The sequence below is a fragment of the Acidobacteriota bacterium genome, from assembly GCA_026393755.1.
GTDB lineage: Bacteria > Acidobacteriota > Vicinamibacteria > Vicinamibacterales > JAKQTR01 > JBAXOX01.
This window is the reverse complement of the sequence record JAPKZO010000020.1, coordinates 1-24,086: the sequence shown is the minus strand read 5'-3', so window position 1 is coordinate 24,086 and position 24,086 is coordinate 1. Positions and strand designations below refer to the sequence as shown.

Sequence of the window (24,086 nt, the reverse complement as noted above, 5' to 3'; positions counted from 1 at the left end):
GGGATCAAGCTTATCGCAGGAGGAGTCGGTCGAGGGTGCGGGGCCAGGTGAGCGCGGCGCCGGCGGCCGCCGCCGCCGACCCCATCTTCTCGGCGAGCGCCGGGGATTCGGCGAGTTCCACCATGGCATCCGCGATGGAGGCTGGCGTGGGATCGGCCAGGAGCCCCTCCTGCCGGTGGCGGACCAGTTCGGCGGGGCCCCCGCTGTCGGTACACGTGACGACCGCCTTGCGTGAGGCGAACGCCTCGACGGTCACCAGCCCGTAATCCTCGGACAGCGTCGGAAACACCACAGCGCGGCACCTGGCGAGATGGTCCACCAGCTGGGACGGGGTGACCGAACCGACCAGGCGTACGCGGTCCCCAACGCCGAGATCGTGGATCAACTGCGTGAGCCGCCGCGCGTCCTCGCCATCGCCCGCGATCGCGCACCTGAGGTGCCGGGCCTGCGGCTCCGCACAGGCGCGAATCAGCAGATCGAGCCGTTTGAGTGGCGTGAGCCGGGAGACCGCGAAGAACTCCTCGCCGTATCCCTCGCAGCGGTAGGGCCGTTGCGGCGCCGGCGGATAGAGCACGTCGGCAGGAATACCGCCGAAGCGCTGCAGCCGCTGCTGAATCGTCGCCGAAATCGTGTAGAGCTTCGTGACGTTCCGGGTCAGCAAATACCGATCGACGGTGTGGATGATTCGCCGCCGGACCTTCTCCTTCAGCAGCCCCTTCCACCTGAGGGGCACGATGAATCGCTCCCACAGATCGTAGTACTCGCGCATCCTGTGGTTCAGCCAGCAGACATGCCTCGGATGCCGTACGGCGTAGCTCGGATAGCGGAACGAAATCACCTGATCGACCGGCGATTCATCGCACGCGACGCCGACATCGGTGAGCCACGTCGCCAGGTACGCGGCGCCCTGCCGCCCGAACCGATTCTGTGGCGTTCGAACCAGGTCGACTTCATGCCCCGCTTCGCGCAGCGCGTCGACCAGCGAACGGGCCAGCACAACGTGGCCGCCCTCGGCGAACAGCGGATTCGACGTGATGACCGCGATCTTCATAATGGGTTGAGATAATCAATCCCGGATTGATTATCTGGAAGCGCCTGTCCAGCCGGTCTCGCGATAATCACACCCGGATTGATTATCCTCTGCCGACGCTCGCGATTGTATGGGCTGGCGCCAGGTCCGTCAACGACGCGGCGTTGTCGCGGTTTCGCGCCCATGGTACGATGCCCTCCTTTCGGGTTGCCACATGTTCCTGTCGCCGCGCCGTATCGCCCTATGATCGACACGCCAGACAACCCGCCGCCCAGCGTCACCCGTCGGATCCTGATCCTGCTCGGCAAGATCGTCGTGAGCGTTGGGCTGATGGCGCTGCTGCTGGCGAAGACGGATCTCACCAGTCTGTGGAGCCACTTCCGCAGCGCGTCGCTGCCATGGCTCGGCGCGGCTCTGGCGTTGTACCTGGTGATGATTCTCATCAGCGCGTGGCGCTGGCACCTGCTGCTCAACGCCCAGCAACTGGTCATCGACCGCGCCTGGCTCGTCGATTCGTACCTGGTTGCCACCTTCTTCAACAATTTCCTGCCGAGCAACATCGGGGGCGACGTCGTGCGCATTCGCGACACGTCCGGTCACACCGGGTCCACGACGATCGCCACCACCGTCGTGCTCATGGACAGGGGCATCGGCCTTCTGGGGCTGTTTCTCGTGGCCGCGGTCGGGGCGTCCATGGAGGCCGCAGTCGGCGGGCACGCTCCCGTCTGGGCGTCGCTGCTGTGGCTGGCATTTGGCGTGGCGTCGGCGATTGGCTGTGCCGTGGTGTTCCTGCCGAAAGGGGTCGGCAGGTTACTCACTCCGCTCCGGGTGATTCATCAGGAATGGGTTGGCGAGCGCATCAACCGGCTGATCGGAACACTCGAACGCTTCCGGACTCAGCCGCGTGCGCTCCTGATGTGCTTCAGCGGCGCGATCATGGTTCAGGCTGTTCTGGTGGGGTTCTATGTTGCCGTCGCCAGAAGCATGGGAATCGACGTGCCGATCGTCGACCTGGCGGTGATCGTGCCGGTGTCGTTCGTCATTCAGATGGTGCCGGTCTCGCTGAACGGCCTCGGGGTCCGCGAGGCGACCTTCAGACTCTACTTTGCCCAGATCGGATTGTCAGCCGCCTCCGCGCTCGCGCTGTCGCTGATGGGCGCGGCTCTGGTGATGCTCTTCTCGCTCTCGGGCGCCCTCGCCTACCTGCTGCGCGGCTCGAAGCGGTCGCTTCGCTAGGACAGATCTTCCCTGATCTCGCTAATCACGTAGGTGGGCTTGTCCTGCGATTCGTAGTAGGTCCGCGCCTGTGTCTCCGCCAGCAGACCCATCATCACAAACTGGACGCCAGCTAACACCAGCATCACGCCAACCAGCAGCGCACCGCGATGCCCGACCGACTGCCCGTTGACCGCCGCCAGCCAGCCGAGCCAGCCCAGCATCAGCAGACCGAGACTCCCCGAGGCCAGCCCGATCGCGCCGAACATCCTGATCGGTCTGCCCGGATGCTTGAGGAAGTACTTCACCGTGATCAGATCGAGGACGACCGGGAAGATGCGGGTGAGACCATACTTGGACCGGCCGAACCGCCGCCGACGGTGGTTGACGACTCGTTCGACAATCGCGGCACCGTTCTCCGACGCGATCGCCGGCAGCAGGCGATGCATGCCGCCGTAGAGCCTCAGCGGCTTGACAACCTCCGCCCGGAACGCCTTCAGTGAACAGCCGTAGTCGTGGAGCTCGACACCGGTCACCCGCGAGATGATCCAACTGGCCGCCATCGACGGAATCCGGCGCGAGAAGAAGCGATCCTTGCGATCCTGACGCCAGCCGCAGGCGATATCGGCACCTTGCTCGACCATCGCGACCAGCGCCGGGATATCGTGCGGATCGTTCTGCAGATCGCCGTCGCACGTCACGACGACCTGTCCGCGCGCCAGCGCAAAGCCTGCCGCAAAAGCCGCCGTCTGGCCGAAATTGCGACGGAACCGCACGACGCGCACGCGCGACTCAGCCTGCTGGACCGCGACCAGCCTCTCGAAGCTGTCATCGGTGCTCCCGTCGTCGATCGCCAGCACCTCGTACGGGCGTCCCCACACCCGCAGCGCGGCCGCCAGTTCCACGAACAGCTCTGGAATGCTGGCCGATTCATTGTGAATGGGCACGACAATGGAGAGGAAGGGCGCGTTCACGATGGGTGGTTGATTATACCTCGCCGGCCGCGCCTCCCGGTCGAACGCCGGGCATCAGGTGTTCCCGCTCACTATGTGGTGTACAGTGGCTCGACCGGCGCTGGTCCGCCGGTCCCGGCAACCTCCAGGGACAGCAGGCAACTACCCGCGTGACTATTGTCGAGCACCAGCACGTTCCAGAAATTGCCGGCCACGCTCTTCCCGACACGCGACGTCCGGCCCGCATCACGCCTCGCCTGGTCGGTTTCGTCGCGTTGGCCTTGGGCCTGACCGCCGCGGTCTACTACGCTCACGCGGGCTTGACGCTGGCCCATTTCGATGCCAAGGGCCACCTCGTGGTGACCCGTCGCATCGTCGACAGCATCACGCCAGGATGGCTCCAGATCGGCGCGGTCTGGCTGCCGCTGCCTCACTTGATCAACTTGCTGCCGATCCAATTCGACTTCTTCTATCGAACGGGCGCATTTGCGGTTGCCGTTTCGATCGCGTCATTCGGTCTTGCGGCCTGGGCGATTGCGACGATGATTCTGACAGTCACAGGCTCCAGGGCGGCTGCCGCGCTTGGAACGGCCGCCTTCGCCGCCAATCCCAACGTCTTGTATCTGCAGGCGACGCCGATGACGGAGCCGCTCCTCTGGGGCCTGGCCTGCTGGTCGGTTGTGCTCTCGCGCGACGCGCTGGCGTCAGGCACCCCGATCGCCATCCGCAGCGCCGGCCTGGTCACCGCGGCGGCGGTTCTGACGCGGTACGAAGCCTGGCCGATTTGCGCGGCGCTGCTCACCTTCGGTGCCCTGGCACTGCTGAGGCAGGGCACGCCATGGCGCCAGACGATCCGGCAGGTCGCAGGACTCGCGGTCTACCCTGCCGTCGCCGTGCTGGCGTTCCTGGCGCTGAGTCGCGCCACCGTCGGCGAGTGGTTCGTGCGGACGGGCTTCTTCGTGCCCGAGCCGGATACGTTGGACCAGCCGGTCGGCTCCGCGCTGGCCGTGTGGCGCGGGTTGAATCAACTGACCACGGAGTCGCTCGCGTGGATCGGCGTGCTTGGACTGACCACGACTCTGATCGTCGCTCTGCGTGATCGGCGCCGCGCGCTCGATTTGCTGCCGTTGTCAATGGTCGCGGCAGCCTTGCTGCCCTGGTTTGCGTTCTACCAGGGACACGTCTTCCGCGTCCGCTATATGACGGCGCTGCTCCCGGCTGTCGCCGTCGGCGCCGGACTGCTGGTCGGGAGACTGCGGCGTCGCTGGTTACTGGCAGGCGCCCTGATGCTGCTTGCGGCGCTCGCGCTCGGGCCACGCCCGTTCGACCGGTCGGCCGCGATGCCGCTCGAAGCCCAATGGGACACCGGTCTGAGGGTCGGCCGCCAGCAGATCACTGCGTATCTTGCCCGGACCTGGGACGGCGAGCCGATCATGGCCAGCATGGGCTCGCTCGCCCATTACATGCACGAGCTCTCGGGGTCAGGTTTCCGGCTTCGCGATTTTCTGCACGAAGGGAACGGGGACATCTGGCTTGCCGCATTGGCTCAGCCGGATCCGATGGTCGAATGGATTCTCATTGAGGAGAGTGCCAGGGGCGGCGACATGCTCGCCGCCCTGGCTCGGCAGAGGCCCGCGTTCCTGGCGGGCTACGACAAGGTGGCCGAGGGCGGCGGAACGGCTCTCTACCGCCGCCGGCCCCCTCGTTCTAGAAGCGAATCTGTAGCGTCCCCAGGACGTTGACGCCGCCCAGATCGATCTTGTCGCTCAGGAAGTCGTTCGACAGGTTCCCGTGTCCCCACTGCCCGCGCACTTCGACCCCGACTGCGGCCATGCGAGAGATCCGCGCACGCACGCCGAATGTCGCCACCGGTCCCACCGACGTGCCGCTGCCGACATAGTTCGCGCTGTAGATGCTGTTGTTGTCGCCAAAGTCGACGAACTCGCCGGTTTCGGTGTACCGCCAGACGTACACGGCCAGACCGACTCCCACGTACGGCTGGAACGTGCCGCGTGCCCCGAATGGCAGAAACTTCACCGTCGCCACCACGGGCACCACACGCAGCTTCATTTCCTGCGCGATCTCGCTGCCATCCGCGTTGACCCACCCGTCGTAGACTGACGGCACGCCACGCTGATAGAAGCCGACGCCGAGGCCGGCCTCGAGCTTGTCGCCGACGACCGCAAGCCACTCGACGCCGCCTGTGGAGGCCCTGAAGTCCTCGATGGTGAACGACAAGTACTGGCGATTGGTCGCCAGCACGTCGCCGGCAATCCGCGCATCTTCCGCCCGGGGCACGAATACTCCGAACTGGAAGTTCAGAGTCTGCTGGGCCCGCGCCATCGATGCCGTCAGCAAGAGCACTGAAACAGTGAGGAACACCACGCTGGTCTTGTGTCGCAACATGCAGCCCCCTGGAAAATGAGTTCAACGTCGGACCAGCACGATTGGTGCCAACCTCGGCGCGGTGTTTACGCACCATCCGCGGCCTGCCGGGCGCCGGTGCTGTCCTTGCGGGGTGTCAGGACGTCCGGATTAGTGAACGCCCGGCCTGGAAATCGGCGATGACCTCGAGCATCCGCGGCAGCAGGGCTGGACCGGCAGCCGCCACGTGCCGGGCACGAGCGTCAAATGGCGTTCCGTCCATGCCCCGCACCTGCCCGCCCGCCTCCTCGACGAGCAGGGCGCCGGCGGCCACGTCCCACGGATGGAGATTCGCCTCCCAGAAGCCATCGAGGCGGCCGGCGGCGACGTAGCACAGGTCGAGCGCCGCCGACCCGAGCCGTCGCACCGCGCGCGCTCGCGTGACGAAGGCGCCGAACAGGCCCAGGACATCGCCGGGATTCTGATGGATATCGTAGGGAAACCCCGTGACCAGGACCGAATCCAGCAGGCGTTCGGGCGTCGACACCGCCATCCGCGATCCGTTCAGAAACGCCCCCACCCCCCGTTGCGCCGTAAACAACTCGCGCCGCGTCGGATCGTAGACGGCAGCCACGTCGACGCGTCCGCGGATCTCCAGTGCGAGTGAGGCACAGAAGATCGGCAACCCGTGCGCGTAATTGGTCGTGCCGTCGATGGGGTCGAAGATCCAGCAGTATTCGCTCGTCCCCGCCGTGGCAGCGGGATGTCCGCCCTCTTCCTCAGCGAGGACGGCGTGGGAAGGAAACCGCTCTCCCAGCACCCTCCGGCACATCTGCTCGACCTCGATGTCGACCTCGGTCACCAGGTCGATTGCGCCTTTCATCTTCACGCGGAAGGCCCCGCCGAAGCGGTTGTTGACATGGGGAACTCAGCCGCGTCCGGGCAGTTTCTTGGTGAGGCGCACTTCCATGCCGCCCTCACGCGCCGGTTCGATGCGTACATCGTCCATGAAACTGCGCATGAAGAAGATGCCGCGACCGCTCGATTTCAGGAGATTCTCCGGCGCGAGCGGGTCGGGCAACGCATCGGGATTGAAGCCCTCGCCCTGGTCGCGAATCGATACCACCAACTCCTCCGGCTCAATCTCCGGGCGTGTTGTAAACTCGACAAACACCTGTTTCCGGGGATCGCTCCGATTGCCGTGCTTGATGGCATTGATGACGGACTCGCGCACGGCCACTTCCATCCACACGAGGGCATCATCTTCGAACTCCAGCAGACGGGCGATCCTGTCGCTGACCAGCTGGACCAGGTCGAGCATCTCAAAGGCGCTATTGAAGCGCAACCGGACCGTGGATCCCGTTGCAGGCAGTGTCATGTCCTTGCTCGGCCGTCGTTCGTACGCCAGCATCCGCTACCCTACCATAGCCCAAGTGGACCGTTTCCATGGACTTCATCTTCCCGAAGGACACACGTGGCTGATCACGCCGGCGCAGGGCGCCAGGGACAAAGCCTCGATGATTTGAGGCGGCACTTCGCTGCTGTTATAGTGCCAGAGTGACTGCTGGCCATTCCATCACCGTCAGGCCCGCACGCGGCGTCAGCGGCGTCGTCCGGGTGCCGGGTGACAAGTCAATCTCCCATCGAGCCCTGATTCTCAGCGCCCTCGCCGCGGGCCGCTCGGAGATTGTGAACCTCGCGCCTGGCGATGACTGTCGCGCCACGATCGACTGCTTGCGGCGCCTGGGTGTCCGCTTCTCAGCCGCCGCCTCGCCCGGCGAGGGCGATGTTCGCCTGTGGCAGGTTGACGGCGTCGGCCTGGCCGGATTCCGGCCGGCGCCCGATGGCCTCGACGCGCAGAATTCCGGTACGACCGCGCGCATGATGATGGGGGTCCTGGCGGCAAGTGCGTTCCGCACGCGCATCTCGGGAGACGCCTCGCTCCAGCGCCGGCCCATGCAACGAGTCGTCGAGCCGCTGGCGCTGATGGGCGCGCGCATCGACACCAGCGATGGACGACTGCCCGCCACGGTCACGGGTGCTCCGCTCCGTGGCATCGACTACTCGACACCGGTCTCCAGTGCGCAGGTCAAGAGCGCGATCCTGCTGGCCGGGCTGTCGGCTGACGGCGTCACCACCGTCCGTGAGCCGAGTCCGACCCGCGACCACACCGAGCGGGCCTTCGGCACATTTGGCGTGGCTGTTGAGTCCGGCCCCGGCTGGGTGGCCATCACAGGAGGTCAGCGGCCCTCGGCCGCGAGAATCAGTGTCCCCGGCGATCCCTCCTCTGCGGCGTTCTGGGCGGTGGCCGCGGCGGCGCTACCAGGGTCCTCGATAGACATCCGGGATGTCGGCCTCAATCCCACGCGGATCGGATTCCTCCAGATCCTCCAACGGTTCGGTGCCATCGTGTCCGTGACGGAGTTGCCGGAGACCGACGCGGAACCGAGAGGCACGATTCGTGTGGCGCATCGCGCGCTGGGTGCGGTGGTGGTGGAGCCGGGAGAAGTTCCCGGCCTCATCGACGAACTTCCGGCGCTTGCGGCACTCGCGACCTACGGTGGCCGCCTGACGGTGACCGGCGCAGCCGAGCTGCGCGTCAAGGAGAGCGACCGGATCGCGGCGCTGGCGCGCGGTCTTCGGTCGATGGGTGCTGACGTGGAAGAGGCCCCCGACGGATTCCACATCGACGGCGCCTCACGGCTCCGGGGCGGAGCGGTCGATGCGGCGGGCGATCACCGGCTGGCGATGGCCTTCGCCATTGCCGCGCTGGGCGCGACCGGACCGACTACGATTGCCGGCGCCGACGCCGTCTCGGTCTCGTACCCTGGGTTCTTCGATGTGCTCGAGGGCATGTGCACGTGAGAGCTGACAAGCTGTATCTGGTCGGGTTCATGGGTGCAGGCAAGTCGTCAGTTGCCCGCGAGGTGGGGCGGAGGCTTGGCTGGAAGGTTGAAGACGTCGACGATCGCATCCAAGTGCACGAGCGACGCACGATTCGGGAGATCTTCACTGAGAGTGGTGAGGCGCATTTTCGGATGATCGAGCGCCTGGTCGTCCGCGACTTGCTGCCACTGCGCCACGCCGTGGTCGCCACCGGCGGCGGCACGTTCGTCGACGCGGACAACCGCGCGGCCATCATGGCGGACGGAGCGGTGATCTGGCTGGACGTGCCGCTTCAAGTCATGATCGATCGCATCCCCATCGACGGAAGCCGCCCGCTGGCCCCCAGCCGGATGCAGTTGGAACAGCTCTATTTGTTGCGCCTCCCCGCCTACGCGCAGGCACACGTCAGGCTGGACGGTGCGCGACAGTCAGTCGGAGAACTGGCGGATGCCATCATCGAATGGCTGGGGGAGTAACGCGGAGACCGATGCGATACCTGGTGCTGGCTGATATTCACGCGAATCTCCCCGCTCTCGAGGCGGTGCTGGCCGACGGCGAGCGCCGGGGCTTTGATCAGATGCTGCTGCTCGGTGATCTGGTCGGGTACGGGGCGCAGCCCAACGACGTGCTCGACCGGCTGGCCAACGCTCCCGTTGCGGCCGCGATTCGTGGCAACCACGACAGGGTCGCAGCCGGGCTGGATGGCGGTGAGGAGTTCAACCCCATTGCGAAACAATGTGCCGAATGGACGCAAAACGCGCTGACGCAGGCCCACGTGGCGTTTGTCCGAAGCCTGCCACAGGGCCCGGTGAACGCCACCGACTGGATTGAGATCTGCCACGGCACGCCGTACGACGAGGACGCCTACGTGCTCGACACGCTGGATGCCCTGAACGCGCTGCGGGCGACGGGACAGCCGCTCTGCCTGTTCGGCCACACTCACGCGCCGCTGGCCTTCCTGCATGCTGGAGGTGGCCTGAACTACCGTCAAACGCGGCACGGATTTGTCTTGCCGGTGGTACCGGGGTGGAACTACCTGGTAAATGTCGGCTCGGTGGGACAACCCCGGGACGGGGACCCGAGAGCCGCCTACGGCATCGTCGATGATGAGAAGAAGGAAGTGAGTTTCTTCAGGGTTCCGTACGACGTTGCGGCGGCCCAGCGCGCCATTCGCGATGCGGAATTGCCAGATGCCCTTGCCAAGCGCCTCGCCCTGGGCCGATAACGAAGCGTCGCCTTAAATCGACAGGTGCTTCATCTGGCTGTACGGGCACGGCATGCCGTGCCCCATGTGGCGCCCTTCGCGGCCTACGGTGCGACTTTGGCGGCTTTGGCGGCGTTGCGGGCCGCGTTCTCTTCGCGGCGCTTCAGTTCGACGGCAAACGCATCGCGGGCGGCGCGCGATCCCAGAATCCAGCCGATGACGATGCCAACGAGTATCGTCACCGGAATGTAGAGGAAGTGACCGGCGCCCATCAGGCTTCTCCCATGCCCTGAGCTCACGTGTGTTGGGTTCACCACTGGCTCAGAACCACCGCGATGGATGGGCGGGCTGGGCTGAGGTCGTGCTCAACACAACTGAGTCGAAGGGCTACCGCGACTGCACTCGCCGTTGCAGGTCAGCCAGTTCGCGCTCCATCTTCTTCATGCGCCGCCAGATGGACCACACGTAGACGAGCAGTACCAGCCAGACAACCACGTACGCCCCGATCAGGAACGGCGCGGCGGGCAACTGCTCGACCGGCGGCAGGGTGGTGATAGGCACAAACTCGCCCCGGCCTGGGGTGCCCGGCGGGGGCTGGCTTGCCGCACACAGGGCGCCCGCGGTCCCCACCATCAAGAGAGCGGTCACAACCGTCAAGACCATGGTCGTCGTCACACGTCGCTTCATGGAAGTCGCCTCAGAGAAGATGGGGTCAGACCCCCTATGCCCCGCCATGCTACTCATCCAGCGCCAGATAGAGCCGTTCGATGGTTGCCCGCTGATCCTCGAGGTTCTTCCGCAACCTCAACAGCAGCGCATAAAGCAGCAGGAACGACCCCACGCACAACCAGAATGTTCCCCGCATCCCGGGCCCAAGTGTCATCACCACATTGGTCGTCGGATGAATCGTCCGCCAGAAATTGACCGACACGTACACGAACGGGACGTTGGCCATGCCGAAGATGGCCATGGCCGCCGACAGCTTCTCCGATCCGGCGCCGCCGTACCGCCGCACCAGCAGATACGCCACGAAGATCATCCACAACAGCAACGCTGAGGTCAGCCGGGCATCCCACTGCCACCAGACGCCCCACGCTTTTCGCGCCCACATCGGCCCGGTCACCAGCACGATCAACCCGAACACGACCGTCAGCTCTCCCGCGGCCACCGCGAGCCGGTCCGCCGCCGCCGACCGTTTGAACAGAAAGACGGCGCTCGCGATGCCGCAGACAAACGCCGAGAGAAACAGCATCATCGCCGATGGCACGTGGTAGTAGAACACCCGCTGGATCAGACCCATCGTCTGTTCGGACGGTGCGGAGGCGACAAAGAGCGGCGCGATCGCGAACAGGATCATCGCGAGCACAATCAGCGGCGTATACGCTTTGGCCATCACTACTCCGTCATGAGCGGTTCGAACGTCCACAACGCCAGGGTGACGAAGACGGCGTCGAAAAACACGAGCAGCGCCAGCCAGAACCGCGCCATCGGCTCATCCGGGACCGGCTGAAGCAACGCGACCGTCCCCAGTACCCCAGCGATAATGATGGGAATCGTGATCGGATACAAGAGGACGGGGAGCAGCACGTCCCGGCTGCGCGCCCGAACCAGCATCGCAGCAAACAGGGTTCCCACCGACGCAAAGCCCAGGGTACCGGCCGCCAGCAGCGCCACCAGCCACAACGGACTGGCGCCGAAGGAGGCGTTGAACAGGAGCGCCACCAGGGGAACCAGCACCATCTCGACCACAGCGAGCAACATCAGGATGCCAAGTAACTTGCCGACGTAGATGGCGGGCCGATCGGAAGGCGCCAGCATCAGGGCGCGCAAGGTCTCGGTCTGCCGCTCCCGCTCAAATGTGCGTCCCAGGGCCAGCGTGCCGGCAAACGCGATGGCAATCCACAGGATGCCTGCGGCCGCATCCTCCATGGGACGGCCTTCCCGCACGAGCGCGAAGGCGAACACCAGGACGCACGACGCCGCGAAGAACACGGTGGTGTAGAGAATCTCGCGGCTTCGCACCTCGACGGTGAGGTCCTTCCGCATCACGATCCAGGCGACTCGCAGAAACTGCTTCATTGCCGTGCCGCCGCGATCGCGCCGCGATAGCGCTCCCGCAGACTCGTTGACGATTCGTCGACCACCAGCAGCCGGCCGTCGCGCAGCACGGCGACCCGGTCGAAGAGGCCTTCTGCCAGATCGAGATCGTGCGTCGCGATCAGCACGATGCGGCCGTCTTCGCGCAGGCCGCGCAGACGTGCGACAAGGGCCTGTCCAGAGGCATCGTCGAGGCCGGTAAACGGTTCATCGAGCAGCAGCAAGCGGGGATCATGCAGCAGCGCCCGCTCCAGCGCGAGCCGCTGCCGCATTCCCCTCGAGAACCCCGACACGAGGTCGTCGGCGCGCTCTCCGAGCCCCGCGCGCCCGAGTGCGTCGCCGACGACGGCCGTCACATTTGGGCAGCCGTACAGCCGGGTGAAGAACTCGAGATTCTCGCGAGCGGTGAGTTCGGGGTACAGATACAGGTCGTGGCCCAGCAGCCCCAGCCGGGCGCGCAGCGCGGGCCCCATAGCCCGTGCCGTCGCCGTGCCGTAGCGGACGTCCCCCGAAGACGCGGCCAGCAGCGTCGAGACAATCGCAAGCAGCGTGGATTTGCCGGCGCCATTCGGCCCCAGCAGGCCGACAATCTCTCCGGCGTGGCACGTCAGGTTGATATGACTCAACGCGCGGCGACGGCCGAAGTTGCGCGAGACGTCTTCGACGACCAGACGATCGAAGTCGAACGTCACGCCACCGATCCCTCACCCGGCGCGGCCGCGTGTTGATCGAGCTCGCCGTACACCCGTTCGAGCTGATCAAACAGATCGCTTCGCCGGCCGGCATAGCGGGCGGCGTCGACTGCACCGGTCCGCTGCTGAGCTTCGAGTCTCACCAAATCGGCCATCAGCTTGCTCCGTCGCAGTTCCAGTTCCGCGTTGCGCGCCAGATCCCCCGTCCGGGCCTTGGCCGACGCCGCTCCCCACACGCCACCCATCAACACGAGGACGGCAAGCGCGATCGCCACGAATCGTCCAGCGTGATTGCGCGACGGCAGACCCGCAAGCGCGAGGTTCAACTCCATTCCCGGCTCCAACACGCCGCCGGTGCCCACGATGAAGCTGTGCGTATCGCCCGGCATCTCGTTGGTCGATGACAATTGCGGAGATGTGATCGAGAGTCCGGGAAGCTTGGTCACAAGCACCTGCACCCTCGCCCAGGCCACGGGCAAGACCTGCGCTATCACGCGCTCGGATCCTCTCGGCTCCAGCCCGAAGGCCAGTTGCACGGGAGTGGATCCTGTCGCGAACGGACCGACAATCGACACGTGTCGCCCGCGCAGCGTGGCCTGCGCAGACGATCCTTCGAGTAAGGTCGGCTGTTGGGCATCGGCAGGAAGGTCGAAGGCGATCTCCGTCTTCGGGGACGCCGGCGCGGCCGTCGTGTTCACGATGTCGAAAATGTAGAACACCGTCAGGGCGTCGTCGTCGAATTCGATCTGAATCCGGCTGTCGCCGCCGAGCACGACGTCTCCCGCGCCTGGCGCGGGCTGGCGAGCACCAGGCATCTGGCCGGCAGCGCCCGGCACCTGAGCCCTCGAGGCCGTCGCCGCCATCACGAGCATGGCAGCCAGCGCAAGCACGACCGCCCGCGGAACCCACACGCGGCGCGCCGTCATACGCCCCCCGCCAGCCGCGTCCCGCACGACTTGCAGAACCTGGCGTCCCTGCCGTTGATCGTCGAGCAATCGGGGCACGTTCCGGCTGCCACCGGCGCGGCAGCCGCCTGATCGCCCGGTTCGACGGCGTCGGGCGCAGCCGACGCCGAGGCACTCGGAGCGTTGGCCGAGACAAGTGCCGCCAGGTCGCGTTCAATGAGCGCCCGATAGCCGCCTCCGCCTTCGAGTTGCCGGATCAGGCCGACGGCGCGCGTGCGCAGTCTCGGGACGATCTCGTTGTAGTCGGCGTCCGAGATCTTGCGCATCGCACGATCGAATTCGACTTCCTTGATCGATCGCAGCACGAGCATCTTCTCGCGTTCGAGCGCCGCGCGGGTCCGTCCACCCAGCATCTCGGTCTCCTCGCCGGCCTCATCGGCCACCAGCGGCGCGAGCGTCCTGACCACGCCAGCGGCCACCAGGCCAGCCGTCAGGATCGTGGCGATTACCGCGACGGTCTGAACCGTTCCTCCGTCGCTCGTCATCACAGCGCCCGCCGCAGCCGCCATCAACACGCCGAGGACCAGGAGGTGCCACGGCCGCACGCCTCCGGCCTCGGGGCGGGCGGATACCGCCGACGGTGAGGGTGCCGCCGCGCCCACTCGCCGGCTGCCGCCGGTCTGCCCGGCCGTCTTCGTCGTCCTACGTGCCATGTCGTCGTTGCTCCTGTAGCGCAGCGCTAACCCGCCCGCGTGACCAGCGACACCGCCGCCAGCATCACCAGCGTCATCGTCGCGGCCCCGGCCGGCGCCCGTCCCAGCGCGAATTCGAACGCCCGTTCCGGCAGCAGCGCGATGCCAGTCCCGAGCACGAGAATGCCAAACCCCATCCACACCCAGCTCACCAGCGGGTTGATCACGACCTGCAGACTCATCGACTGATCCTTCAACTCGTACGCCGGCATGATCAGATACAAGTCCTCGTCGAGCGCGCGGCGGATAGCGACGTCGGTAGTCGGCTGCTCTTCGTGCTTCCTGAAGAACGATCGCGCCGGGTACAGCATCCCAACCGATTTTCCATCCTCCGACACCGCGACGTGCCCGGTCACCATCTGCTTCTGGCCGTCGTCGGTCACCTTGACGCCCATGTTGCGCACCGTGTAGTGGCGCAGCGTGGCCTCCTCTCCCTGTTTCAGCAGGACCTGTCGATCCATCTTGAAGGCTTCCCCGGCAAACCCGAGGAACATCAGGACGATGCCCAGGTGCACGATGTAGCCGCCGTAGCGGCGTCGTTCTCGCATCACCAGGCCAATGGTGGCCGTCAGCAGATCCGTTCCCGTTGCGGTCTTTCGCACCCGCGCGCCGCGCACGAATTCCTGGACGATCGTCGCCGTCACAAACGCGCAGAGCCCGAAGCAGATGCCCGCCGACCAGACGCGGACGCCAAGCGCCACCAGAGTGGCCGACACGACCAGCGCGAAGGTCACCGGCCAGACGAACGAATCGCTCAGGTTCGACAGCGTGGAACGGCGCCACGCCAGCAGTGGCGCGATGCCGGTCAGGCACAGCAGCACCAGGCCGAGCGGCATCATCCACTTGTTGAAAAACAGCGGGCCGACGGTCAGGCGGTTGCCCGTCAACGCCTCGCTCATCGTCGGGAACATCGTCCCGAAGAGCACAATCGCCGCCGCAATCAACAGGATCCAGTTGTTCGCCACGAACGCGGCCTCGCGCGAAATCCACGAGTCCATGTCGTACCGAGGCCGCAGCATCGGCAGCCGGCGAATCACCCAGCCGAAGCTGAACAGCAGGATCGCGATCATGAACACCGAGAACATCCAGGCGAGCGCCCGGTCTTCACCAAACGCATGCACCGACTGCACGACGCCGGAGCGCGTCATGAACGTGCCGAAGATGGTGAGGAAGAACGTGATGATCACGAGCGTCACGTTCCACACCTTCAGCATGCCGCGGCGTTCCTGCACGATCACCGAGTGGAGGAAGGCGGAGGCCGTGAGCCACGGCAGCAGGCCGGCGTTTTCGACCGGGTCCCAGCCCCAGTAGCCGCCCCATCCGAGCACTTCGTACGCCCAGATCATGCCGAGCGTCAGCCCCAGCGACAGGAACAGCCAACTCACCATCGTCCAGCGGCGGATGGCTCGCAGCCACGAATCGTCAAGATGCCCCGTAATCAGAGCCGCCATGCCGAAGGCGTACGGAATCGTCATCCCCACGAACCCGACGTAGAGGCTCGGCGGATGCACGACCATGTAGATGTTCTGCAGCAGCGGATTGAGCCCCTGACCGTCTGCGGGCGTCTGCACGAGGTAGGTGTCGAAGGGGTTCTTGTGCACGACCATCAGGAACAGAAAGAACATCTGCACGCCCGAGATGATCGCCACCACGTACGGGACGAGTTCCCGGTGCCGATCGCGGTTGACGTACACCGCCAGCGCGCCGAACAGGGACAGCAGGAACACCCAGAACATGATCGAGCCGTCGAGGCCGCCCCAATACGACGTGATCTTGTAGAACAGCGGCTGCACGCGGTCCGAATAGCGCTGGACGTACTTGATGGTGTAGTCGTTGGTGACGAACGCGTGCGTGATGACGGCCGAGGCGACCGTCATGGTTGCGGCGACCAGATAAAACGCACCCACGCCGCTTTCGACCAGCCGGCGGGATCCGCGCCGTGCGCCCGCCAGCGATGCGGCAATGGCGTACGCGCTGACGACAAACGTCGCGAACAGGAGAAACGTTCCGAGGGATGCCATGTTTCGCTCTCACCTACCAGGGGGCCGGCAGCAGGCCTCCCCACCGGGGGCCCGCCGACGGGTAGGTTGATACAGAGGACCGTTCGGGGATCGCAAGAGAACGCGAGCGGGCGACGCTTACATGCCCGGGCTGCCCAACCCCTTCTTCGGTTCGTATTTCGAAGGACATTTCGCCATGACGCCGTTCGGGATCACGTGGAAGCCGTCCGACTCCAGGCGACCTTTGAGGACCACTTCCGAATCGTCCTTGAACGTGTCGGGCACGATTCCAACATAGGTGGCGTTGACGACCGCGCCTTTACTCTGAACCTGGAACTTGTACTCAAGGGAGTCACGCTTGCGCAGGATGGAATCCTTCACCACGAACCCGTGGAGCTGCAGGTTCTTCCCCTGCCACACGCTGGGGTTCACCATCACTTCTTCCACGTGCTTGTAGTATTCTGTGCCCTCGCCCAACGTCGAATAGAGCAGGCCGGCCAGGGCCAGGACCAGGACCACGCTCGTTATGCCGATCTTGACGACTTTCTGATTCATAGGCAGGGGTTTAACGACACTCCTGTCCACCAGAATACCGCCCTGGGAGCCGACCGGTCAAACGGCAGAACTCACACCGTCAGGCCCAGATCGAGCAGCAGGCGATACAGGGTGGACACCGGCAGACCGACGACATTGCTGTAGGACCCCTCCACCGCCACGACAAACTTCGAAGCCAGGCCCTGAATGGCATAGGCGCCAGCTTTGTCGCGAGGTTCGCGACTCGCCACGTACGACCGGATTTCGTCCTCGTGGAGCGTCGCGAACGTCACGGTGGAGCGCTCCACGGCTTGCCGGGCGCGCGAGCCGCAGCGCACGCACAGGCCGGTGAGCACGTCGTGGCTCCGACCAGATAGCCGGCGCAACATCCCGGCCGCGGCCTCGTCATTTTCCGGCTTGCCCAGAATCAGCCCATCGATGACCACCACCGTGTCGGCTGCCACGATCACCGCCGTGTCCGCCGCGACCGCGACCTTCGTGCCTTCCGCAGGTGCGTCATGGGCGACCGCCGGCGGTGCGACCTCGGCGTCTGCCGCGGCTGCACCGCAGTGCGGATACCAGTCGGCGATTGCGGTGGCCTTGGCGAGCGCCAGCCGTCGAACGTGGTCCTCGGGGAGCTCGCCGGGCAGCACGCGCTCGTCGACGTCGGCCGGAACCGTATCGAAAACGAAACCCGCCGCCGTCATCAACTCGGCGCGGCGGGGGGAGGCGGACGCCAGTACAAGTCGCACGAGACGGATGTTACACTACGTTTGGTACTCGTCTGGTAGGGGCACGGCATGCCGTGCCCATCCGGATCTGATGCGACCTCATGGAATCTGTTCAGAATCTCGTCGCGTCCGGCATCGCCAGCATCGTGCGCCGTGCTCCGCTTTCGCCAGAGAAGGTCATGTTTGCGTGGCGCGTGGCGGTTGGTCAGGCCCTCGCCCGCCTGACGCACGTGGCGCTCCGGCCCGACGGCGTGCTGGACGTGGTCGTCACCGACGCACGCTGGCTGAGGGAACTCGAGCGCTCCTCACCCATGATCCTGGAACGGCTGCGCGATCTGCTCGGACAAGACGAGGTGCGCCGAATCGGTTTGACCTGTCCCTCCAACACGCGGTCCGATCGTCGCCGCCCCCCGAAGTCACATAGTCGGTAGAGTGAACCTGAACGCGCAGCATCATCATCTTCAGGGAGAGTCGCCATGATCACTACAGTCGGAGTCGTCGGTGCCGGCACGATGGGGAACGGGATCGCGCAGACATTCGCGCAGAGCGGATTCCAGGTCATTCTGCAGGACGTCGTGGAGCCCGCGCTCGTGAAGGCGCGTGCGACCATCGAGAAGAGCCTCGCGAAGTTCGTGGAGAAAGGCAAACTGTCGGCGGCCGATCGGGACGCAACCCTGACGCGCCTCAGCACGACCACAGATCTGAACGCGATGGCAAAGGCGGACTTCATCGTGGAGGCCGCCACGGAACGTGTCGATCTGAAGCTGAAGCTGTTTGGCGATCTCGATCGAATCGCGCGCGCCGGCGTCATCCTCGGATCCAACACATCGTCGATTTCGATCACGATGCTGGGGGCCGCCACGAAGCGGCCGGAACTGGTGCTCGGCATGCACTTCATGAATCCGGTTCCGCTGATGACGCTCGTCGAGCTGATCAAGGGCCAGACCACCTCCGTTGACGCGATGGCCACGGCTTCCGGGTTGTGCCAGAAGCTGGGCAAGACCCCTGTCGAAGCGGCGGACTATCCCGGCTTCATCGCCAACCGCATCCTGATGCCCATGATCAACGAGGCCATCTTTGCGGTGATGGAAGGAGTGGGCACACCCGAGGCGATCGACACGGTGATGAAACTGGGCATGAATCATCCGATGGGCCCGCTGACGCTGGCCGACTTCATTGGCCTCGACGTGTGCCTGGCCATCATGGAGGTGTTGCACGACGGCCTCGGCGACCCCAAGTACCGTCCCTGCCCGCTGCTGCGCCGCATGGTGATGGCCGGACAGCTGGGCCGGAAGAGCGGGATGGGATTCTATCGGTACTAACGATGGCATTTTCTGCAGTTGCCTGCGGGCCGAAAGTACGCAGAATTTGCGTCGGCGAGCAACGCAGGCGAAAGTCGCAATATCTGTAACTAATTGATTATCAAGGCCCTCGCGCGATGTCCGACGCGATCTTCGCTTGACATGTCGGTGGCACGTTTCTAGAATAGGATCCTTCTGTCAACTCGCACCAAGGAGTGTTCATGGCTGTCGACGAACGCGGTGAAAGAACCAAGGCTCTGGATGTTGCCGTCACTCAGATCGAGAAGCAATTCGGCAAAGGCTCGATCATGCGGCTGGGACAGAAGGGCGCCATCCTGCCCATCGATTCGATTCCGACCGGGGCGGTCAGCCTCGATTACGCCCTTGGCGTCGGCGGCGTGCCTCGCGGCCGCGTCGTTGAGATTTTCGGGCCGGAGTCGTCGGGAAAGACGACGCTCGCGCTCCAGGTGATCGCGCAGGCCCAGAAGCTCGGAGGGATGGCCGCCTTCGTCGATGCCGAGCATGCGCTTGACGCGGCATATGCGCAGAAACTCGGCATCGAGCTCGACAATCTTCTCGTGTCGCAGCCGGATAACGGCGAGCAGGCCCTCGAAATCGTCGAGGTGCTGGTGCGATCGGGCGGCGTCGATGTCGTGGTGGTCGATTCGGTGGCCGCGCTCGTACCCCGCGCCGAGATCGAGGGCGAGATGGGCGAGGCCCAGATGGGCCTGCAGGCCAGACTGATGTCGCAGGCGCTGCGCAAGCTCACCGGTGTGGTCTCCAAGTCGGGGACGTGCCTCATCTTTATCAACCAGTTGCGCGAGAAGATCGGCGTGATGTTCGGCAGTCCCGAAACGACCACGGGCGGGCGCGCGCTCAAGTTCTACGCGTCGGTCCGTCTCGACATCCGGCGCATCGCGAGCATCAAGGAGGCCGAAGCCGTCATCGGCGGGCGCGTGCGCGTCAAGGTGGTCAAGAACAAGGTGGCGCCGCCGTTCCGCGAGGCGGAATTCGACATCCTGTATGGCGAGGGCATCTCGAAGGAAGGCGACCTGCTCGACCTCGCGGTCGATCGCAAGATTGTCGAGAAGAGCGGCACCTGGTTCTCGTACGGCAACGAGCGGCTCGGACAGGGACGCGAGAACGCGAAGCAGTTTCTCCGCGAGAACAAGGATGTCTGCAAGAAGCTCGAGGATCAGGTCCGTGCTGAGCTTGGCCTGGTGAAGGACGCTGCAGCTGTGGCCGAACCGCTGATCGAAAAGGAAAAGCCTCCCGCGCCGCGCAAGTAGCGGGACGGGGTGGCGCCGGTGCGGAATGCCGATTCGGCGGCGAAAGACGCGGGGGCGTTGTCGTCGCCCGATCTGCGTGCTATATTGAAAAACCCGCGGGCGGCAGACCTCACGTGCCGAGGTAGCTCAGTTGGTAGAGCACTGCACTGAAAATGCAGGGGTCCCCAGTTCAAGTCTGGGCCTCGGCACCAGACAAAGCCAATAAAGACGGCCTATAGTCGCACACGCCCGATCAAGTGGTCGGGCGTTGTCATGTACGGGATACCACAGGGATACCAGATCTTTCGACGCGTGCCTGTCCTCGCCGAGGTTCAACGGCCTCATCCACGTCCTCGACCCCACCGACCGCACGAAGAAACAGAATCGGCCCAGGGCCACTGGACACCCCCGCCCCCCGGTCGAGTCCGGGCTGGAGCGAAGGCCACATCCGGTACCGATGGCCTTCTCTATACGAGGCCGATATAGGGCGACCTCTAAGCCTCGGTGCGGGGAGATGTCGAGGCCAAGATGGGCCAGCGTGGTCACCGTCGTCATCGTTAAGCTGGGCCGGGACGCTCTGTGCCACGCGCATCACGGGAGCCGCGATCTCGGTCTTCCACACGTCATCGTGTCCCGGCGGGCAGCGTCTCGGCGTCGCCCGGCATGGAGGGCCGCTGTTCGGGAGCGACCTAGCCGCCCATATCCTCGCGGGATGGTTCTTGCCTCGCTCCCAGCCTTCCGGCGACAATGCGCGGCAGTCCCCCGAGAGGAGTTGACTCCATGAAGACTGTCGCTTCCGTTGTGCTCGTGTCGGCTGTGCTCCTACTGCCTGCCTGTGCGCCCAAGGTGAACGCCCCCGCCGACGTGCAGGCGATCAAAGACGCCTCGCTCACATGGGACAAAGCGTGGAGTGGATCAAATGCCGAAGCCGTGGTCTCGGGGTTCTATACCGCCGACGCGGCGAAAATGGACCCGAATCAACCCGCTCTCGTGGGCCAGCAGGCGATCCGCGCAGCGTCCCAGAAGTACTTCGATCAGTACACCGACGAGGGCCGCAGCATTCTGGAAGATGTCCGAGTCTCGGGGGACTTGGCCGTTGCGAAAGGAATCTATGAAGGCAGGGCCACGCCGAAGGCCGGTGGCTCGTCCGCCCAAGTCAAGGACAAGTTCGTAACGGCTTTTCAGCGTCAGGCTGACGGATCCTGGAAAGCCTTCTGGGACATCTACAACAGCGATCTGCCCATGCCCGGAACCACGGCGGACGGTGCGGATGAACAAGCGGTGATGCAGGTCGAACGAGACTTGGCCACTGCGTCGGTGAAGCGAGATATCGCCGTCATTGAGCGCAGTGTCGCGAAGGAGTACACGTCGGTGGCTGACGGCAAAGCCGATGACGTGATGAAGATGATGGCGGAGTTCAAGGCCGGAGCCTATCAAATCGAATCCTATACGGTGAGCAACCTGAAGGTTCATGTCTTCGGGGATGCCGCCATCGCGACCATGACTCAAGCGGTGAAAGGTACGTACAAGGGCACAGCCTTCTCCAAGGACTACCGCATTACCGACTTCTTCATCAAGCGCGACGGACGGTGGCAGGTCGTCAACGAGCAGAGCACCACCATCAAGCAGTAGTGCAACCCCCGTCAGCCGAGTCAAGGGCCACCATCGCGGTGGCCCTCGTCGTGTACGCCTGAGCCCCTACGCCGCCTTGCCCGGGAACACGTCAAACGCGAAGTCTCTCAGAACAAGCCCGCATCCCGGTGGGTACACGAACCCCGATCACGACCGCGCAAGCCGCCCTCGCCTCGACACGGCCCACCGCACGAAGAAACAGAATCGGCACCAGGCCACGGCCCCCCCCCGGTCGAGTCCGGGGCCGGGAAAGGGTCATACCGGGTACCGATCCGATCCGCTCGTTGATAGAGGCCCAAAAGCTTCGGCAACAGGCCAAGAACATCGTCTCCGAGTTGTTTCGCGTCCTTGAGGAGCGGGGCCATACGGTCCGGCGCGCAACAAGCTACTGGCACGCGATACAACAGTGACTGAATCCCGCCGCCTGCGGCGGACCGCCGCTTTCCAACCACTCGAGGCATTATGGCATCGACCAAACGACGCTGCGAGCGGGACACCGGCGATTCGGACGCGGCCCAATCGGGCGACTACAGCGACGCGGCCGTGGCTCAGTGGAAGCGAGACGTGGCTGCGGGCATCGTGCCGGACCCTTGGGCGCTTGACCCACTCGTCAAGGGCGCAGCGGAAGGGAGACGCGTTGCGGGCATCGTGGCGACTGAGGTGCTTGGCGCCCACGTTGGGACAGAGCTCCGCTTCGACCTCACGAACCAAATGGCGGTGGCGTGGGCCAACAACAACGCGGCCCGGCTAATCGTCGAGATCAGCGCCGAGACGCAGGCTGCGGTGCGCCAGGCCGTCGTGCGCTCGATGCGTGGCGAGTTGACCTTGCAGGAAGTGGCGAAGTACGTGCGTGGGATCGTGGGTCTCACCGCGAAGCAAGAGCAGGCCGTCAACGCCGTTTACGACAAGGCCATTGAGCAAGGAGTCTCTGCTGCCGACGCGCTGGCGGAATCCCAAGGCTACGCGGAGACGTTGCGGAAGTATCGCAGCGAGGTGATTGCGCGTTCAGAAGTCCTCCGGGCCTCGAATGCCGGCCAACGCCTCATCTGGCAGCAGGGCAAGGCGGCTGGACTCCTGCAAGGGATGGAGCAAATCTGGATTGCGACGAAGGACGATAGGCTCTGTCCGATCTGCTGCGAGATGGACCACACAACGGTGCCCATCGGCCACCCGTGGACATTCCCAGACGGCAGACAAGATATGGAACCCCAGGGCATCCACCCGCAGTGCAGGTGTACCGTTGCGCTCCAGGAGATCGCTAAGAAATGATCACCCGCGATGATTGCGGTTCTTTCGGCTTCCCGGTCGCCCAGTGCACCTACATCATCGCCACGGATGACCTGCCCAGCACCAGCGAGGCGTGTCTGCGACAGTAATCCCTCGCGTGTCAACGCGGGAACGGTGAGCGCCTGGTCATCCGCATGTGGTGGCCGGGCGCTTTCTGTCTTCGTGCCCGCCCGGTGCGTTCGGTTTCTGACACAACGGCCTCTCGACCACCCGGTCAGCCTGGAAAGCGGCCCAGCGCCCCGCGTAGCGCGTCGAGCAGGCATCACCGCGTGTGGATGTGTGGCCACGCCACGAAATCACCCGCCCGGTCGCTTTGCCGTTCACGTCACGCCCTCCAATCGTTCGAACTGCCATCCCGAGTGCCACGGGGGTTTCTATAAGAAACCCGTGGCGGTGGCAGTAACTTGGCAGTAGTCGTGGCAGTAACTGCCGGGCCTTGTGTTCCGCGTCAGGTTGACTGCGATCCAATCCGCGTGGTCGCCGTGCAATGGCCCCGTCCTGGGCAGATGTCTTGTCTGTGGTAGACTTTGTATGGAGCGCTGCTTCGTCGAGTTGCGTCCTCGACCGCGTCGCCAGGATTCAATGGCCCAGAGGTATCTATGCGTGTGACTGGAATCGTCTTGCTTGTTGTCAGCGTCACGGCCGGCGGATGCGGCGGAAATAGCAGCACCCCAACTGCGCCCACGCCGGCACCGGTCGCGGCGTGTGTCACGAACAATACCGCGGATGTGACTTTTGAGAATCGCTTCTCGAGTTCTTCGCTTGACATCATTTGGGACGGGGTGAAACTAAACCTGAGCCCGGTCGCCCCGAACACGACATCCAGCTCGCTCACCGTTGCGGCCGGCGTGGCGCACACACTGCTCTACCGCTACGCCGGAACAAATACGACGGCCTGCACCCAGTCCTCGCCCGTGTTGGCGCAGTGTTCCACCTTCAAGTACTGGTGTCCGGCGCAATAGCCCGCGTACCGCTCTCGCTTCTAACGCCCGGGATGCGTCGCCGCCATCCGACCACCCGCAAGAGCTGGCCCGTACACACGACCGACGCGCCGGCCGCAGGCCCGCCCGGCCGCATCGGCCGGCGACCACTAACCTGAAGTTCCATTGGTGAGTGCGCCTGATCTCCTGTCCGGTGAAGCAGATACGTGCTGCGCCGGGGATGCGATTCTGTCTACACGCCGTTACGCAATCGCTTTGAGCAGGTCGAGTGCACGCCGTTGGGCCTCGGTCGCG

General features: G+C 64.8%; 25 protein-coding genes and 1 tRNA gene. 11 read left to right on the top strand and 15 right to left on the bottom strand.

Annotation, left to right across the window (positions count from 1 at the left end; translation table 11 throughout):
* Nucleotides 1–10 precede the first annotated feature (10 nt).
* Nucleotides 11–1,051 carry a glycosyltransferase family 4 protein gene (locus tag NTV05_07725; protein MCX6544291.1) on the bottom strand — a complete coding sequence of 347 codons (1,041 nt, stop codon included), beginning with the start codon at nucleotides 1,049–1,051 and terminating at the stop codon, nucleotides 11–13.
* 222 nt (nucleotides 1,052–1,273) lie between these two features.
* Here NTV05_07725 and NTV05_07720 point away from each other — a divergent pair, with 222 nt between their 5' ends.
* Entirely contained in the window at nucleotides 1,274–2,266 is a 993-nt protein-coding gene (locus NTV05_07720; protein ID MCX6544290.1) for a lysylphosphatidylglycerol synthase transmembrane domain-containing protein, read from the top strand.
* Here the strand turns inward: NTV05_07720 and NTV05_07715 are convergent.
* Complete coding sequence (locus NTV05_07715; protein ID MCX6544289.1) at nucleotides 2,263–3,219, bottom strand: glycosyltransferase family 2 protein; 957 nt, start codon at nucleotides 3,217–3,219, stop codon at nucleotides 2,263–2,265. The two genes, NTV05_07720 and NTV05_07715, sit on opposite strands and share 4 nt — an antisense overlap.
* Before the next feature lie 149 nt (nucleotides 3,220–3,368).
* Here NTV05_07715 and NTV05_07710 point away from each other — a divergent pair, with 149 nt between their 5' ends.
* The gene (locus tag NTV05_07710; protein MCX6544288.1) at nucleotides 3,369–4,940 is read left to right on the top strand and encodes a hypothetical protein; all 1,572 of its coding nucleotides are present in this window, start codon (nucleotides 3,369–3,371) and stop codon (nucleotides 4,938–4,940) included.
* On the opposite strand, the gene NTV05_07705 is transcribed toward NTV05_07710, so the two are convergent.
* The 3 genes from NTV05_07705 to NTV05_07695 form a co-directional block, all read right to left on the bottom strand.
* Entirely contained in the window at nucleotides 4,906–5,604 is a 699-nt protein-coding gene (locus tag NTV05_07705; GenBank protein MCX6544287.1) for a hypothetical protein, read from the bottom strand. The genes NTV05_07710 and NTV05_07705 overlap by 35 nt on opposite strands.
* Nucleotides 5,605–5,719: 115 nt before the next feature.
* Nucleotides 5,720–6,445 (bottom strand): inositol monophosphatase family protein, encoded by a 726-nt coding sequence (locus NTV05_07700; GenBank protein MCX6544286.1) that lies wholly within the window; start codon nucleotides 6,443–6,445, stop codon nucleotides 5,720–5,722.
* Between the two features lie 45 nt (nucleotides 6,446–6,490).
* On the bottom strand, nucleotides 6,491–6,940 hold the full coding sequence (locus tag NTV05_07695; GenBank protein MCX6544285.1) for an ATP-binding protein: 450 nt from the start codon (nucleotides 6,938–6,940) through the stop codon (nucleotides 6,491–6,493).
* A 179-nt stretch (nucleotides 6,941–7,119) separates the two neighbouring features.
* Between NTV05_07695 and aroA the strand changes: the two genes are divergently transcribed.
* Genes aroA through NTV05_07680 form a run of 3 tightly spaced genes read left to right on the top strand, consistent with a single transcriptional unit; the run spans nucleotide 7,120 to nucleotide 9,673 of the window.
* On the top strand, nucleotides 7,120–8,427 hold the full coding sequence (gene aroA, locus NTV05_07690; protein MCX6544284.1) for a 3-phosphoshikimate 1-carboxyvinyltransferase: 1,308 nt from the start codon (nucleotides 7,120–7,122) through the stop codon (nucleotides 8,425–8,427).
* Nucleotides 8,424–8,924 (top strand): shikimate kinase, encoded by a 501-nt coding sequence (locus NTV05_07685; GenBank protein ID MCX6544283.1) that lies wholly within the window; start codon nucleotides 8,424–8,426, stop codon nucleotides 8,922–8,924. Before aroA ends, NTV05_07685 begins: the two co-directional genes overlap by 4 nt.
* Nucleotides 8,925–8,935: 11 nt before the next feature.
* On the top strand, nucleotides 8,936–9,673 hold the full coding sequence (locus NTV05_07680; protein ID MCX6544282.1) for a metallophosphoesterase family protein: 738 nt from the start codon (nucleotides 8,936–8,938) through the stop codon (nucleotides 9,671–9,673).
* Nucleotides 9,674–9,756: 83 nt separating this feature from the next.
* On the opposite strand, the gene NTV05_07675 is transcribed toward NTV05_07680, so the two are convergent.
* The 10 genes from NTV05_07675 to NTV05_07630 form a co-directional block, all read right to left on the bottom strand.
* Nucleotides 9,757–9,924 (bottom strand): hypothetical protein, encoded by a 168-nt coding sequence (locus tag NTV05_07675; protein MCX6544281.1) that lies wholly within the window; start codon nucleotides 9,922–9,924, stop codon nucleotides 9,757–9,759.
* A gap of 115 nt (nucleotides 9,925–10,039) precedes the next feature.
* Nucleotides 10,040–10,339, bottom strand: coding sequence for a heme exporter protein CcmD (ccmD, locus tag NTV05_07670; GenBank protein ID MCX6544280.1), 300 nt, complete (start codon nucleotides 10,337–10,339; stop codon nucleotides 10,040–10,042).
* Nucleotides 10,340–10,388: 49 nt separating this feature from the next.
* Nucleotides 10,389–11,045 carry a cytochrome c biogenesis protein CcsA gene (gene ccsA / locus NTV05_07665; protein ID MCX6544279.1) on the bottom strand — a complete coding sequence of 219 codons (657 nt, stop codon included), beginning with the start codon at nucleotides 11,043–11,045 and terminating at the stop codon, nucleotides 10,389–10,391.
* 2 nt (nucleotides 11,046–11,047) lie between these two features.
* A complete protein-coding gene (locus NTV05_07660; protein MCX6544278.1) occupies nucleotides 11,048–11,731 on the bottom strand; it encodes a heme exporter protein CcmB in 684 nt (227 codons plus the stop codon).
* Nucleotides 11,728–12,441: an ABC transporter ATP-binding protein gene (locus tag NTV05_07655; protein ID MCX6544277.1), complete on the bottom strand. Its 714-nt coding sequence runs from the start codon at nucleotides 12,439–12,441 to the stop codon at nucleotides 11,728–11,730. Before NTV05_07655 ends, NTV05_07660 begins: the two co-directional genes overlap by 4 nt.
* Nucleotides 12,438–13,367 (bottom strand): hypothetical protein, encoded by a 930-nt coding sequence (locus tag NTV05_07650; protein MCX6544276.1) that lies wholly within the window; start codon nucleotides 13,365–13,367, stop codon nucleotides 12,438–12,440. The genes NTV05_07655 and NTV05_07650 overlap by 4 nt, the downstream gene beginning before the upstream one ends.
* Nucleotides 13,364–14,059 carry a zinc ribbon domain-containing protein gene (locus NTV05_07645; protein MCX6544275.1) on the bottom strand — a complete coding sequence of 232 codons (696 nt, stop codon included), beginning with the start codon at nucleotides 14,057–14,059 and terminating at the stop codon, nucleotides 13,364–13,366. Before NTV05_07645 ends, NTV05_07650 begins: the two co-directional genes overlap by 4 nt.
* A gap of 26 nt (nucleotides 14,060–14,085) precedes the next feature.
* On the bottom strand, nucleotides 14,086–16,119 hold the full coding sequence (locus tag NTV05_07640; GenBank protein ID MCX6544274.1) for a heme lyase CcmF/NrfE family subunit: 2,034 nt from the start codon (nucleotides 16,117–16,119) through the stop codon (nucleotides 14,086–14,088).
* 117 nt (nucleotides 16,120–16,236) lie between these two features.
* Nucleotides 16,237–16,653, bottom strand: a complete 417-nt coding sequence (locus NTV05_07635; protein MCX6544273.1) for a cytochrome c maturation protein CcmE — start codon at nucleotides 16,651–16,653, stop codon at nucleotides 16,237–16,239.
* A gap of 71 nt (nucleotides 16,654–16,724) precedes the next feature.
* Complete coding sequence (locus NTV05_07630; protein ID MCX6544272.1) at nucleotides 16,725–17,393, bottom strand: Maf family protein; 669 nt, start codon at nucleotides 17,391–17,393, stop codon at nucleotides 16,725–16,727.
* A 71-nt stretch (nucleotides 17,394–17,464) separates the two neighbouring features.
* Here NTV05_07630 and NTV05_07625 point away from each other — a divergent pair, with 71 nt between their 5' ends.
* The 6 genes from NTV05_07625 to NTV05_07600 all read left to right on the top strand — a co-directional run bounded on the left by NTV05_07625 (nucleotide 17,465) and on the right by NTV05_07600 (nucleotide 22,833).
* Nucleotides 17,465–17,794, top strand: coding sequence for a DciA family protein (locus NTV05_07625; GenBank protein MCX6544271.1), 330 nt, complete (start codon nucleotides 17,465–17,467; stop codon nucleotides 17,792–17,794).
* Between the two features lie 45 nt (nucleotides 17,795–17,839).
* Entirely contained in the window at nucleotides 17,840–18,685 is an 846-nt protein-coding gene (locus tag NTV05_07620) for a 3-hydroxybutyryl-CoA dehydrogenase (protein MCX6544270.1), read from the top strand.
* A 200-nt stretch (nucleotides 18,686–18,885) separates the two neighbouring features.
* Nucleotides 18,886–19,953, top strand: a complete 1,068-nt coding sequence (gene recA / locus NTV05_07615; GenBank protein MCX6544269.1) for a recombinase RecA — start codon at nucleotides 18,886–18,888, stop codon at nucleotides 19,951–19,953.
* A 115-nt stretch (nucleotides 19,954–20,068) separates the two neighbouring features.
* Nucleotides 20,069–20,144: transfer RNA gene (locus tag NTV05_07610), tRNA-Phe, on the top strand.
* A gap of 634 nt (nucleotides 20,145–20,778) precedes the next feature.
* Entirely contained in the window at nucleotides 20,779–21,564 is a 786-nt protein-coding gene (locus NTV05_07605; protein ID MCX6544268.1) for a DUF4440 domain-containing protein, read from the top strand.
* A 462-nt stretch (nucleotides 21,565–22,026) separates the two neighbouring features.
* Complete coding sequence (locus NTV05_07600) at nucleotides 22,027–22,833, top strand: phage minor head protein (GenBank protein MCX6544267.1); 807 nt, start codon at nucleotides 22,027–22,029, stop codon at nucleotides 22,831–22,833.
* The last annotated feature ends 1,253 nt before the right edge of the window (nucleotides 22,834–24,086 follow it).

Coding starts and splice junctions, on each gene's coding strand:
- NTV05_07645 (MCX6544275.1), bottom strand. CDS start 14,059: ATGGCACGTAGGACGACGAAGACGGCCGGGCAGACCGGCGGCAGCCGG.
- NTV05_07650 (MCX6544276.1), bottom strand. CDS start 13,367: ATGACGGCGCGCCGCGTGTGGGTTCCGCGGGCGGTCGTGCTTGCGCTG.
- NTV05_07600 (MCX6544267.1), top strand. CDS start 22,027: ATGGCATCGACCAAACGACGCTGCGAGCGGGACACCGGCGATTCGGAC.
- NTV05_07680 (MCX6544282.1), top strand. CDS start 8,936: ATGCGATACCTGGTGCTGGCTGATATTCACGCGAATCTCCCCGCTCTC.
- NTV05_07660 (MCX6544278.1), bottom strand. CDS start 11,731: ATGAAGCAGTTTCTGCGAGTCGCCTGGATCGTGATGCGGAAGGACCTC.
- NTV05_07700 (MCX6544286.1), bottom strand. CDS start 6,445: ATGAAAGGCGCAATCGACCTGGTGACCGAGGTCGACATCGAGGTCGAG.
- NTV05_07705 (MCX6544287.1), bottom strand. CDS start 5,604: ATGTTGCGACACAAGACCAGCGTGGTGTTCCTCACTGTTTCAGTGCTC.
- ccmD (MCX6544280.1), bottom strand. CDS start 10,339: ATGAAGCGACGTGTGACGACGACCATGGTCTTGACGGTTGTGACCGCT.
- ccsA (MCX6544279.1), bottom strand. CDS start 11,045: ATGGCCAAAGCGTATACGCCGCTGATTGTGCTCGCGATGATCCTGTTC.
- NTV05_07695 (MCX6544285.1), bottom strand. CDS start 6,940: ATGACACTGCCTGCAACGGGATCCACGGTCCGGTTGCGCTTCAATAGC.
- NTV05_07635 (MCX6544273.1), bottom strand. CDS start 16,653: ATGAATCAGAAAGTCGTCAAGATCGGCATAACGAGCGTGGTCCTGGTC.
- NTV05_07720 (MCX6544290.1), top strand. CDS start 1,274: ATGATCGACACGCCAGACAACCCGCCGCCCAGCGTCACCCGTCGGATC.
- NTV05_07675 (MCX6544281.1), bottom strand. CDS start 9,924: ATGGGCGCCGGTCACTTCCTCTACATTCCGGTGACGATACTCGTTGGC.
- NTV05_07625 (MCX6544271.1), top strand. CDS start 17,465: ATGGAATCTGTTCAGAATCTCGTCGCGTCCGGCATCGCCAGCATCGTG.
- recA (MCX6544269.1), top strand. CDS start 18,886: ATGGCTGTCGACGAACGCGGTGAAAGAACCAAGGCTCTGGATGTTGCC.
- NTV05_07640 (MCX6544274.1), bottom strand. CDS start 16,119: ATGGCATCCCTCGGAACGTTTCTCCTGTTCGCGACGTTTGTCGTCAGC.
- NTV05_07725 (MCX6544291.1), bottom strand. CDS start 1,051: ATGAAGATCGCGGTCATCACGTCGAATCCGCTGTTCGCCGAGGGCGGC.
- NTV05_07620 (MCX6544270.1), top strand. CDS start 17,840: ATGATCACTACAGTCGGAGTCGTCGGTGCCGGCACGATGGGGAACGGG.